Annotated in this window: 11 protein-coding genes; 2 read left to right on the top strand and 9 right to left on the bottom strand. The window is 35.7% G+C overall.

The annotated features are described in order from the left end of the window. Positions 1 to 3: 3 nt before the first annotated feature. From buk to MHB70_RS19165, 4 genes are all read right to left on the bottom strand, one after another. Complete coding sequence (gene buk, locus MHB70_RS19150) at positions 4 to 1,107, bottom strand: butyrate kinase (RefSeq protein ID WP_000056190.1); 1,104 nt, start codon at positions 1,105 to 1,107, stop codon at positions 4 to 6. Between the two features lie 87 nt (positions 1,108 to 1,194). Further along, positions 1,195 to 2,295, bottom strand: a complete 1,101-nt coding sequence (locus MHB70_RS19155; RefSeq protein WP_000171363.1) for a leucine dehydrogenase — start codon at positions 2,293 to 2,295, stop codon at positions 1,195 to 1,197. Positions 2,296 to 2,329: 34 nt separating this feature from the next. Beyond that, on the bottom strand, positions 2,330 to 3,229 hold the full coding sequence (yqiS, locus tag MHB70_RS19160; RefSeq protein WP_000763063.1) for a phosphate butyryltransferase: 900 nt from the start codon (positions 3,227 to 3,229) through the stop codon (positions 2,330 to 2,332). 195 nt (positions 3,230 to 3,424) lie between these two features. Then, positions 3,425 to 5,497, bottom strand: coding sequence for a sigma-54 interaction domain-containing protein (locus MHB70_RS19165; RefSeq protein ID WP_000811003.1), 2,073 nt, complete (start codon positions 5,495 to 5,497; stop codon positions 3,425 to 3,427). A 137-nt stretch (positions 5,498 to 5,634) separates the two neighbouring features. Here MHB70_RS19165 and MHB70_RS19170 point away from each other — a divergent pair, with 137 nt between their 5' ends. After that, positions 5,635 to 5,868, top strand: coding sequence for a DUF2627 domain-containing protein (locus MHB70_RS19170; protein WP_001190186.1), 234 nt, complete (start codon positions 5,635 to 5,637; stop codon positions 5,866 to 5,868). A gap of 100 nt (positions 5,869 to 5,968) precedes the next feature. Here the strand turns inward: MHB70_RS19170 and MHB70_RS19175 are convergent, their stop codons facing one another. Further along, positions 5,969 to 6,697 (bottom strand): glycerophosphodiester phosphodiesterase, encoded by a 729-nt coding sequence (locus MHB70_RS19175; RefSeq protein ID WP_000172596.1) that lies wholly within the window; start codon positions 6,695 to 6,697, stop codon positions 5,969 to 5,971. Positions 6,698 to 6,747: 50 nt separating this feature from the next. Between MHB70_RS19175 and MHB70_RS19180 the strand changes: the two genes are divergently transcribed. Next, positions 6,748 to 6,894 carry a YycC family protein gene (locus MHB70_RS19180; protein WP_001247671.1) on the top strand — a complete coding sequence of 49 codons (147 nt, stop codon included), beginning with the start codon at positions 6,748 to 6,750 and terminating at the stop codon, positions 6,892 to 6,894. A 228-nt stretch (positions 6,895 to 7,122) separates the two neighbouring features. On the opposite strand, the gene MHB70_RS19185 is transcribed toward MHB70_RS19180, so the two are convergent. From MHB70_RS19185 to spoIVB, 4 genes are all read right to left on the bottom strand, one after another. Next, entirely contained in the window at positions 7,123 to 8,448 is a 1,326-nt protein-coding gene (locus MHB70_RS19185; protein WP_000395075.1) for a glycosyltransferase family 2 protein, read from the bottom strand. Positions 8,449 to 8,647: 199 nt separating this feature from the next. Further along, positions 8,648 to 10,066 (bottom strand): glycan biosynthesis hexose transferase WsfD, encoded by a 1,419-nt coding sequence (gene wsfD, locus MHB70_RS19190; RefSeq protein WP_001193753.1) that lies wholly within the window; start codon positions 10,064 to 10,066, stop codon positions 8,648 to 8,650. Between the two features lie 894 nt (positions 10,067 to 10,960). Then, a complete protein-coding gene (gene spo0A / locus MHB70_RS19200; protein WP_000411416.1) occupies positions 10,961 to 11,755 on the bottom strand; it encodes a sporulation transcription factor Spo0A in 795 nt (264 codons plus the stop codon). A 288-nt stretch (positions 11,756 to 12,043) separates the two neighbouring features. Continuing rightward, positions 12,044 to 13,342: a SpoIVB peptidase gene (gene spoIVB, locus MHB70_RS19205; protein ID WP_002048975.1), complete on the bottom strand. Its 1,299-nt coding sequence runs from the start codon at positions 13,340 to 13,342 to the stop codon at positions 12,044 to 12,046. Positions 13,343 to 13,433: the final 91 nt, after the last annotated feature.

Below are 13,433 nucleotides of genomic sequence, written 5' to 3' on the forward strand. Positions count from 1 at the left end.
ATCTCAACCCCTAGCTACTGTTTGTTTTTCTCTTACCACATACTCTTTCGGCGCTTCTTCTTCACGTAATACACGAAGTGCTCCTTCTGCTAACGCTTCTAACTCATCTTCCCCTGGATGTACGATAACATCTGCAATCCAATCCACTCGTTCTTTTATTTCATCAACAAGTATTTTACTGTATGCAAGTCCACCAGTTAATACGATTGCATCGATTTTTCCGTGAAGTACAGCACTAGCTCCGCCAATCTCTTTCGCAACTTGATATGCCATTGCTTTATAAATAAGAGTTGCTTCAGGATCGCCTTTTTCAACCATTTGTTCTACTTTAATTGCATCATTTGTACCGATAAGACTTACAAGTCCACCTTGTCCGACAAGTTTTTTAACCATTTCGTCTCGGTAATACTCACCAGAGAAACACATCTCAACTAATTGTCCTACTGGTACTGTACCAGCACGCTCTGGACTAAATGGTCCTTCTCCGTTTAAGCCATTATTAACATCGATAACTTTTCCTTTTTTATGAGCACCAACTGTAATACCGCCGCCCATATGTGTAACTAATAAATTTAAATCCTCGTATTTGTGGTTTAATTCTACAGCCACTTTACGAGCAACTGCTTTTTGGTTTAATGCATGGAAAATACTTTTACGTTCCATACCAGCAATACCGCTTATACGAGCAATCGGTTCCATTTCATCTACAACGACAGGATCCACAATGAATGCTGGAATATTTAATCCAGAAGCGATTTCATATGCTAAAATGCCTCCAAGATTCGAAGCGTGATGACCGCTAAATCCATTTTTCAAATCTTCTAACATTGCATCGTTTACTGTGTATGTTCCGCCTTCTATTGGACGAAGTAATCCACCACGCCCACAAACAGCGTTCAATTTTGAAATGTTAATACCGTGAGAATGTAAAACTTCTAATATTGTTTCTTTTCGAAACTCATATTGGTCGATAATTCGTTTATATTTCCCAATCTTTTCTTCATCATGACGAATTGTTTCTTCTAAAACAGGTCTTTCATTATCAAAAACACCAATTTTTGTGGATGTACTACCCGGGTTAATAACAAGAATTCGATTTAAGGACAATGTTGCTACCTCCACTAATAAATTCAAAAGGACGTGGAAACCTCATAAGAGGTAACCACACCTTTTGTAAAAGTTATATATGAATGATTAGCGACGGCTAATAATGTCGTGACCGTTGCGTAAGTATGTGCTACGAGAGTTTTTCAAGCTTGCAATGCGCTCTTCAGCTAAACGATCTGCTGCTACATAAGTTGCTATGCCATCGCGTTTTGAAATTTCGATTACTTTTGCAATTGTGTCATAAATTGACTCAACACGTTTTAGCGCACGTTCTCTATTATATCCATATAATTCGTCTGCTACGTTAATTACGCCACCTGCATTAATTACATAGTCTGGTGCGTATACAATACCCATTTCATGAATGATGTCGCCGTGACGATCTTCTTTTAATTGGTTATTTGCAGAACCCGCGATTACTTTTGCTTTAAGTTGTGGAATAGTTTCATCATTAACTGTTGCGCCTAATGCACATGGTGCGTAAATATCACATTCAACACCGTAAATTTCATTTGGCTCAACTGCTGTTGCACCGAATTCTTCTACTGCACGTTGTACAGCTTCTTTATTAATATCTGTAACAATTAATTTTGCTCCTTCAGCGTGTAAATGTTTGCATAGATGATATGCTACGTTACCAACACCTTGAACAGAAATTACTTTTCCTTCTAGATTATCTGTACCGAACGCTTCTTTCGCAGCTGCTTTCATACCACGGTATACACCATATGCAGTTACTGGAGATGGGTTTCCAGAAGAACCGAATGAAGGTGAAATACCTGTTACAAAGTCAGTTTCTTCATGGATAATATCCATATCATCTACTGTAGTACCAACATCTTCAGCTGTAATGTAACGTCCGTTTAATCCTTGAATATAGCGTCCTAATGCACGGAACATCGCTTCACTCTTATCTTTACGTGGGTCACCGATAATTACTGTTTTCGCTCCACCTAGGTTTAAACCAGCTGCTGCGTTTTTGTATGTCATCCCTTTTGCAAGACGCAATGCATCTTCAATCGCCGCTTCTTCAGAATCATATGTCCACATTCTTGTTCCACCAAGAGCCGGTCCAAGTGTTGTATCATGAATTGCAATAATTGCTTTTAAACCTGATTCTTTATCTTGACAAAATACTACTTGCTCATAATCATATTTTTCTAAGTATTCGAAGATTTCTAATGTCATTGTCGTTTCCCCCTAATGTTTTACCCTTTTTGGTTTATTTTGAAGCAGTCGTAACTGCCAATGCTAATGAATATACTTTTGTTTCTGCTGAATCAGCACGAGATGTTAAAACTATCGGTGCTTTTGCGCCAGCAATCATCGCTCCTACTTTTGCATCTGCAAAGTAAACGAGTGATTTATAGAGCACATTTCCAGCTTCAATCGTTGGGACGAGTAAAATGTCTGCCTTACCTGCTACATCACTTACTATGCCTTTATGCTCTGCTGCGATTTGTGATACTGCATTATCTAAAGCAAGTGGTCCATCAACGATACAATTTTTAATTTGTCCGCGGCGATTCATTTGTGTTAACATCGCTGCATCAATTGTCGCCTGCATCGCTGGATTCACAACCTCTACTGCTGCGATTGGTGCCACTTTTGGCAACTCGATTCCTATTGCCCGGGCAACTTCTACAGTATTTTGTATAATAGCAGTTTTTTGTGTTACATCAGGTGCGATGTTCATCGCTGCATCTGTAACGAAAATAAGACGATCGTAATTTGGAACTTCAAATGCTGCTACATGTGAAAGCACGCTACCTTTACGTAACCCCCACTCTTTATTTAACACAGCCTTTAAAATATTCGCTGTTGGGATGTTGCCCTTCATAAGCACATCTGCTTCACCGTTTCTCACAGATTTAACAGAAAGCTCTGCAGCCTCAGCACTTGACGCTGCTGCAATCACTTCAATGTGGTCTGAAGTTTGTAAACCATGTTCTTGTAGCATCCCCATTATTTTTTCTTGATTTCCATATAGACGAAATTGAGCTAGCTGTAATTTAATCGCTTTCGCTACAGCTTCAATTACTTCATGATCTTCAGCTACTGCTACAGCTACAGTTTTTTTAGGCTGTCCTGCTGCTTGATCAATTAAGTGTTCTAACTTCATATTTTGTAATCAACCCTTTCCGTCGTCCCTCGTTTATTTATAAAGCAAATACCGTGCCAACTTTTTAAAGTGGTCTTACCAATAATGAAAACGCATTCAAAATGCAGTAAAATCAATACTTTGCAAAATAACGAAACATTCTGTCTTATTTTGTCGCTTTTTATATACCATGCAATAAATTGCACGGTACGCAATTTATTGCATGCTATTTTTTGCACACTCACACTTTTCTAGCTTGTAATATAGATTTCGAACTGAAATTCCTAATGCTTTTGCAGTTTTCGTTTTATTCCCATCAAATTTCTCTAGATATCCACGAATAATATTCCCTTCAAACTCTGTCACTAAATGTTCAAGTGGCTTTTCTTCTAATTCAGGTAATAAGTTATTTTGAGCTAACTCCGCCTGCTCTTCTTTATGCAAAGGGGGTAAATGCTGTACATCAATATATATCTCGTTATAATTCATAAAGATAATCGCTCGTCCTAAAATATTTTCAAGTTCCCTTACATTCCCTGGCCATTCATATGATTGTAGATAGGAAATAGCCGAATCAGTGAGCCCCTCTACATTCCGACCATAATCTTGGTTTATTTTTTGTATCAATCGTTCAGCAATTGCCGGTATATCTCCTTTTCGCTGACGAAGAGACGGAATTTGAATTGGAATTTTATTTAATCGATAATATAAATCCTCTCTAAACTCTCCTTCTAGAATAGCCTTTTCTAAATTCACATGTGTCGCTGCAATTACCCGAACATTAATAGGTATCGCTTTCGTTCCACCAACTTTTACAATTTCTTTTTCTTGCAACACGCGAAGGAGTTTCGCTTGCGTATTTGCAGACAACTCACCTATTTCATCTAAAAAGATACTACCGTTATTCGCTTCCTCAAAGAATCCGCGTTTCCCCCCTCTTTTCGCTCCAGAAAACGCACCCTCCTCATAACCGAATAATTCACTTTCTAACAACGTCTCCGAAATCGCCGCACAGTTTACACGGACGAACTTATTATATTTTCGATTACTTCCATTATGGATCGCATGTGCAAATAATTCTTTACCCGTCCCAGATTCTCCGCGTAACAATACTGTTGCCGGTGTATTCGCCCCAAGTTTCGCCTGCTCGATAGCTGCAGTTGTTTCATCTGAATTTCCGACAATATCATCAAATGAATATTTTGCTTCTAATGTACGAATAATCTGTCTCGCTCTATTCAACTCATTTGTTAACTTTTGAATTTCTGATACGTCACGAATTACACCGACGCTTCCTTTTAATATCCCATCAACAATAACGGGTGCTACGTTTACAATTACATCGCGCTTCTTTTGCCCAATCTTCATATGTATTCCGCGTACCGCCCTACGCGTTCGAAGTACTTTCATATGCATACTTTCACCTTCTACAATATCAGTTGTAGCCGGTTGTCCAAGAATATCTTCTTCTGTTAAACCCGTTAACTTCGTATAAGCAGGGTTTATAACTAATCCTCTTCCTTTCTCATCGACAACCGAAATTGCTTCTTCAGATGAGTTGATAATTGCCTCGAGTAACGTTTGAATTTCTTTTAAATCTGTAACTTCTTCCGCTAAATCTACAACTTCTGTAATATCTTTAAAAATCGCAAATGCCCCTTGAACCTCTCCTCCTTCTTTTAATATTGGAATACGTGTTGTAATAATTTTCTTTTCATTTTCTAACGTCAGTTCATAATTTACTTCTATTTGTTTCGTACGTATAATGCGAAGCAGCTTACTAGTTGGAATAACTTCTAAAATATATTTCCCTATCGCGTCTTCTTTTTTATATCCGATAATACGCTCTGCACTTTTATTAAAAAGACGGACTTGTCCCTCTTTATCAATTACAATCATACCGTCATGTGTAGAATTTAAAATTAATTCTCCTTGTTGCGTCTGTTCCTCTAACTGTCCAATTAAACCTTCCTTCTCATGCGCTAATTTTGTAACAATTTTCGCAATATCACCTGGAATGAGAAGAGTATCTTTATGCTTTTTCTCTAGTAAAACTTTATGTAAACCATCGTCACCTGTCATATCAAATATGACATCGATATGCATAGAAAGAAACGGAGTTACGCTCTCTCCAATCACAATCCCATTTTCCTTAGCAATTTGTAATCCTTGCGCAGTCGGATTTATATCAATAACTCCTATAATTTGAAATATATTCGAACTTTGTAACAGATTCAGCAGTGTACTTCCACCTTCACCTGCACCAACAATTAAAACCTTTTGTTTCATACATTACACTTCCTCTCGAAGTATCTCTGCAAAATTTTTCACACCTTTATCTTACTCGCTCAGCCCCCTCTTGACAAACCCCCTTCTCATATAACATCATTGGAATATACTAAATAATCCGAAAAGGAGCGTTATGTATGCAGCGTTACCTTGCTCTACTATTAGCACTCATCCCTATTTCATTAGCTGTATTCGGCATTAAGTTAATGAGAGATACTGTGTTTGGGATTTTATTCCCCCCAATTTCTATACTATGGTTACAGTTTTTTATTGGCGCTCTCTGCTTCGCACTCGGGTTTTACATCTTTGGTGGCTTCGTCTTACACCGAGACCGTAAACGCAATAAAGTTCAAGCTCGCTTTAGAAGATAAAGTAAAACTTTAATCACTAGGGTTTTGTCCATTTCTAACTGATGATGAGTCCTACAACAAAGAGCTTGATAAATAAAAAATGAGACCTTTATATTAGGTCTCATTTTTTTATCGGCAATAAAGTTCTTGCTGTTTCAGGATAATCGGTAATAATCGCCGAAATATTCATATCAAAATATTTACGCATAAGAGTTTCTTCATTTATTGTATAGGGGCGAACCTCTACACCACTTTCCATTGTTAGTATAGCTATGGCATCTTGAAGGTAACGATAATTAGGATGTACTGCTGTTGCGCCCATTTTTTTTGCATATGCCCACGGACTATGCAAACCTTCACGATATAAAATAGCTGTTTGAATATCCGGAGCCATCATATGACATTTTTTCATACTGTAGTGATTAAACGAAGAAAATACAACACGATCTTCTAGACTAAACTTACGTACAAGTGTTATAATCTCTTCTTCTAAACCTCTGTATGGGATTTTATTATTTTTAAATTCAATATTGAGTAGCAATTTCGTTTTGGCGAGCCATTCTAATACTTCTTCTAGAAGAGGTATTTTACAAAAACCTACTTTATCACCGAATTTATAACTCGCATCCAACTTACATAAATCCTCATATAAATAATTTCGAACCGCACCTTTTCCATTTGTTGTCCGATCCACTGTTTCATCATGAATGACGACAACCTTTCCATCTTTCGTTAGTTGAACATCAAGCTCAATTCCGTCCGCTCTAAAAGCCTCCGCCGCTTCAAATGAAACCATTGTATTTTCCGGATACGTTCCCGCTGCACCACGATGTGCAAATATAAGAGTCATCCTCACTCCCCCAATCTTATGCTATACTATACGAAAAAGGAGGTACTTCTATGAGACCATTACAAATTTCTCCAGACACTGCAGTTCGCTTATCAAAAGCATTAGGTGTGCCGCTCGAACAGCTCATGCATATGCCACAACACATTTTAATTCAAAAGCTAGTTGAATTAGAAAAACAAAATAAAGACGAAGAATAATATGGTCCTGTTTTGCAGGACTTTTTAATTTATCCTTACTACATATACTATCACAAGTACATCTTCCATACAGTGAAACTTCCACCAGATAAGTTATCTTGTCTTATTCTCCTACTGATCCCACAACTAATCGCTTTCTTACAAGCATTCTTTGAACAAAAAAATGAAAGAGCGTTGCCTCATGGCACCGCTCTTTCATTTCTCTATTGGAAATATATTAAACCTTTATCATTTATCCACTTTATGATTTATCGTTGTCTTATTATGCTCTGTTTTCACCCATGTATGTTGTTGCTTCCATTTAATTAGACCAACAATTTGAGCATAAACAAACGTATATGCGTAATAAAAGATAGAAAAACTCATTTGGATAAGTTTATACTTTCTATTTGTATCTACCTTAACTGCATAATACATACAAACAACAAATTGATACAGGAATAATATTAAAGAAAGAATACTCGCACCTAAAATCATCGCAACTAAACGTTTCCCTATTGCAGGGATATCTTGATATGATTGCGTCGCAACAACATATCCTAAAGCAATTAAAATACCTATCAAGGTTATTGTCATTTGAACTGCACGAGTCATTCCGAATAGATAAAACAACTGGTCAATAATTCTTATTTTCCCTTTTTCAGTAAACAGTTTTTTTACCATAGGTTTAAAGTTTGTAAATGCAACATACCAATGCCCTTGAGACCAACGCGTACGTTGTTTAATACTAATTTTAAAGTTATCTGGTTTTTCATCGTATACTCGAACAAAGTGATTCCATAATACTCTTCCATTATCTTTAACAATTTCCATCTCTAATTCTAAATCCTCTGTTAGCGAATCAAAACGGAAACCACCATGTTTCATTAAGTACTCCATTTTAACAATGAACCCAGTTCCACCAATAGCATTCGGTAATCCCAGACGATATTTTGCCAGCTGGAAGAAACGATTTGTTAAGTAATAGCTCATAGCATAACCAAGCGATAAATTAGTCGCTGAGTTTTTTGAATCTAAATAAATTTGAATCGCTTCTGGCTTATCTTTAGCAATGTACTGTGAATTTAACTCTTGTAAAACATTCGAATCGACATGATTATCAGCATCTAAAATCATTAAACAGTCATATTTTTCAGTCAGTTTATCAAATCCTAAATGACGTAACGCATATTGTAAACCTGCTGGTTTCCCTACGCCTTCACGAGGAAATAGCTGTTCACTTGTATTAACATATTTCATTCCCTTTTCTTCACAAATAGCACCTGTTCTATCCGTACTATTATCATTTACAACATAAATATCATACAAATCATCTCGGTATTGAATTTTTCTTAAATTATCAATAGTTGAACCAATTACTTTCTCTTCATTATGTGCTGCAACTAATATTAAAAACTTTGTCTTATCTTCAATTATTTCATAATCACGTTTCGCTTTACCAAATCCAAAAAAGGAAATGATTACATAGTATACCGTATTAATATTAACATATACTGTAATGATAAAAAACAATGCTAATAACACGGTAACTACTTTTCCGCTCAAAAATTCCATGTCCATCCTCCTAAAATCTTTCCAATATACACCATTATAGACTCTTAAATAATAATAATCTAGTTCGTTTCGTATTTCAAATAGTTTTTCTTACATAACGATGAAGATTAGTATCGTAAATAATCATAAAATACAGTGGAATTTTAGTCAGCTTTTTTTATCTATCTCCACTGACTATTATCCTCTATTAATTAAGCTTTTATTGTAATCTACCTTTCGCTAACCACCAAATCCCACTTACTAACATTACGTCTAAGCAAACTGTAAATAAAAATAAATGTTTAGCGAAATCCCCTTCTCCACTTCCAACAAATGGGACCACATAAGAAATCATGCCAATTATAGCTACCGCTGTAAATATGTCAGGAATAAGCCGCTCACTATGCGTCTTAGCTCTTCTGTATTCTAGCAAAATTCCTAGTCCATATAAAACGTATAAAAGAACAATCCATATGAATCCATTTGGATGATATTGCTCTTTCACATGACTCCATAAAGAAAATGTCTCCACTTGAGTAGCGGGAACTGGATTATCTTTTTTCTCATAATTACCAAGAAAAGCAACCCCATCAACGGACGGTCGGATAGTCCAAGCATATTCAGCTGTTGCCTCTAGTTTACTCCAAAATCTTTGTGGATGCGTCAAATAAAATTTGGCGATATCAGGGAATTTTATTTTATTATATAATTCTTTGTGCAATCTCGGGTCTTCCTGTGGTATCGCTGCATTAGACCAAAAATGAGTTCCTGCATTTACAGCAAGTTCTGGATCAACTCCAAGATCACGTAAATCTTGTTCTGGGTTTGGAGAATCTTTAAGAACCCCATAAAATACTGTTTGATATATATTAATTTTATCAATCCAGGCAGGTGAGCTTTTATAACAAATGAAAGATAAAATTAAAAGTAATGCCGTCATTGATACAATTACACTTCTCCATACTTTATCCTTGCGTATAAACCATAGTCTAATAGTAAGTAATGCTGCTATAAATCCTGCTGGTGTATACTGCGTTTTAGAACAAGCTAGCATTATTGCTGATATATAAAACAAAATAACTAACCAAATAGACGGATGTTTCTGACGCGCAAGTTGTATTCCTAATGCAATTGTTAAAAATAGAAACACATACGTTACAGCTTCACCATACATAGAATTAAAATATAGTATGTATCCAATATCTGCAAAAACAACAATTGTTAACGTTACAAGAAAACCATTCACGATTTTATTATTCGTTTTATTCAGTTTGACAATTAGATATAGTGCTAGAAGAAAAATCATAATATATTCGACCGCTAGAACTCGTATATCAAACCAAGGTCCTGGTAATATTTTACCAATCCATAAAGCTGGAACCATGAGAAACAACTGCGAAGAAACATAATCACCTGCAGCTGGATTCACATAAGCATATAAATGATGGATAAATGAAAAGTATTTATCTACCCTCGCTTCATTTGGATCTGGATAAGCCAATCCAATTTGAATCATAATACGTTCAAAGTCACCATTGTCAGCGAGACCAACAATAGGCTTAATAAGTAATAAACCAATCATTACTATTGCCGCAACAACAACTGCTATAACTTCCCATTTTAACCACTTTGTCTGCATTTTTTATCTCCTTTATATGCATGCCATTACGTCATCGTTTTTTGCCAGACAAACATGCAACTAGCATTATCCTTCCAGCTCTTTTTAAGTGTAAATTACAACCTATTTTGTCATATTTTTAAAAAAAGAATCTAGAAATACGAAAGCTTATAGTAAATATACCTCTTTATTTACTATAGCTTTCACAATATAAAAATCAACAAAATTTTACATCATCTACCTTAAACTGTCAATTGTTAATCTGATCTTTCAACATAATATTTTATTTATTAATTTAAATATTAGCTTCTTTCAGCAATAAAAAATTCAATTGGCCTCTTATTAGGACGTCGTTCGCACTAATAAGAGGCCAGGGATGGATACCTCCACTACTTATAGTTTCACTTTATTACACTTGTTTTGCATCGCTGTAGTTGCTTCGCTTTCAGTAGAATTTCCAGTAACATATAGATCCCCATCTCCCCTCTACCTACTACCTACTACCTACTACCAGCGATTCTCCTTTTTATCTATTTCAGCACTTGCTTGTTTATCTACTGGATAATCTGCAAGTTTTAATATCCAAAAGGTCGCCACCACCACAAGCCCCTATAACCACTACTATCCCTAGCCAAGTTAATATTTTATTTTTCCGCTCTCGTCCCCCCATCTGTATTTATTAAAACCTCTCGCAAAATATTATATAAAAGACCGTGCCCTTATAAGTAATCCTTCTAAATATAGACTTTATATCCTAGGGAGTTGAATGAGTCTTTAATTTACAAAAAATTTTACTTCTCTACAAAATAAAAAGGCAAATGAATCATAAAATTCATTTGCCTTTGAATGAAACTTTTATTTTTTTAAAATTAGTATTGTTTCTAGATTTCATCGTCAGCTTTGCTATTTATACTCTCAGCTAGCCTTATGTTCAAGTCTCAACTTATCCGCAACCATTGCGATAAACTCAGAATTCGTAGGTTTTGCTTTTGACATGGATACTGTATAACCAAATAAGGACGAAATAGAATCAATATTTCCACGGCTCCACGCTACTTCAATCGCGTGACGGATTGCACGCTCGACACGGCTCGCTGTTGTATTATATTTCTTTGCAATATCTGGATATAATACTTTCGTAATAGACCCTAGTAATTCGATATCATTGTACACCATAGAAATCGCTTCTCGTAAGTACATGTATCCTTTAATATGAGCAGGTACACCAATTTCATGAATAATACTCGTAATACTTGCATCTAAGTTTTTCGGTTTTCCATCTATTGTTGTTGCTGATCGGAAAGATGGTAATGGACGTTTAATAGTAGCATTTGCCTTGCCACTCACTTGACGAATATGACTAGTTAAATTCTCCATATCAAATGGTTTTAATATGAAATATGAAGCACCTAGGTCAACTGCTTTTTTCGTCACATCTTCTTGTCCAAATGCTGTTAACATAATTACGCTAGGCTGTCTTAACCTTTCAATATGTCGCATTTTCTCTAGTACAGCTAAACCATCTAAATGTGGCATAATAATGTCTAAAACGAGTACATCAGGCTGCTTATCTGTTAATAAGTTTAAACACTCTTGACCATTATAAGCAGTACCGATTACTTCCATATCATCTTGAGCAGCTACATAACTCTCTAGCATTGATACTAATTCTTTATTATCATCCACAAGACATACTTTAATTTTCTCCACAGCTTTTCCTCCCTTACCGAATCGATTCTCCGACATGTGTATCCTTCTAGGCTACATGAATTGTTCGACAATTGTGTGAAAATTCCCTTTTAAAGTTTGTTACTTTCCGATAAAATCACAAAAAAATATGTTTATCGTTCATTTATTCCCTTTCGCAACACATTCCATCATAGAAATACAACGAAACGTTCAACCCTTTGCTTATATTTTACAACAAAAAACATCTCTTGCGGAGCTTTTACAAAATTTCAACGAATTTTTCAATAGAAAAGCGAGCTAATGAATAAATTAGCTCGCTTTTTTTTCTTGATCATAAATATTAATTCCAGCCTCATGTAACATCCATTCAATATGAACACCGTACCCTGATGTTGGATCATTGACAAATACATGTGTAACGGCTCCGATTACTTTCCCGTTTTGTACAATTGGACTTCCACTCATCCCTTGTACGATACCACCTGTTTTTGCTAATAAACGCTTATCTGTTACTTTTATTACCATACCTTTTGTAGCTGGAAATTTTTGCGGTACCGTACTAACAACTTCAATATCAAATGCTTCTACTTTATCTTGATCAATAACTGTTAATATTTTTGCCGGTCCTTCTTTTACTTGATGAGATAATGCGATAGGCATTGCTTTATCCATTACGCCGTTTGTCATATTTGTATTTAATTTTCCAAAAATACCATACGGACTATTTATTGTAATATTGCCAATCACTTCACGATCTGGTGAGAACCTTGCTAACTTCTCTCCTGGATTCCCATGACTACCTCTTTCAATCGATGTAACTGTCGAACGCATAATTTGTCCATCTTCAACTTGAATCGGCTTTTTCGTATCATTATCAGAAATGACATGACCCAGTGCTCCGTATTTCATAGAATCTGGATGAACAAATGTCATTGTTCCGATTCCAGCTGCCGAATCACGAATATATAAGCCAATACGATAAGACGATTCCCCACTGTCTTTTTGTGGTGTTAATTTCGTGCGAATGTATTTTCCATCTCTTAACAAAACAAGGTTAAGTGGTTCACCTGTTTCACCACTACTATGAATAAATGGTGCGACATCACTCATTCTTTCAATTGTTTTACCATTAATTTCAGTAATCATATCTCCAATTTGCACACCAGCTGTTTCACCAGGAGATATTTTACCTTTTTCAGTTTGAATTAAATGATGGCCTACAACAAGTACACCTTTTGTGTTTAATTTCACACCAATTGATTGTCCACCTGGAATAACTTTAAAATCTTTTAATACTTTCACATTTACTTTTTTTACTGGAAAACCAGCGATTTGGAACACCATGTCCGCTTCACCATTTTGATGAGAATTTACCATAAGTCCTTGTTTTTGTTCATTCGAACTCACTGTAAATACATGGCTATTTGTAGATGAAGCTTTAAAAACTGGTAATGAAGCTATTTCTGATTGTTGTCCTTCAAAAACAACAAGTTGCTTCGGGGATGAAATAAACGTCCGAAGCGGCTTAAAACATCCAATAAAAACTAAAGAAACAAGGAGACAAAGACCTATTATTTTTCGAAATCTTTCTAATTTCAATTTGTTCACTCTCCTCGCTCCTACCCCACATTCAGCCTCTTGGCTTCACTTTTTAATCTCTCCTTGCAGTGCTTTATTTATAACCGGAAGAATTAAGAAA

Source organism: Bacillus sp. FSL M7-1020 (assembly GCF_038050415.1).
In the GTDB taxonomy this organism is placed as follows: Bacteria; Bacillota; Bacilli; order Bacillales; family Bacillaceae_G; genus Bacillus_A; species Bacillus_A toyonensis.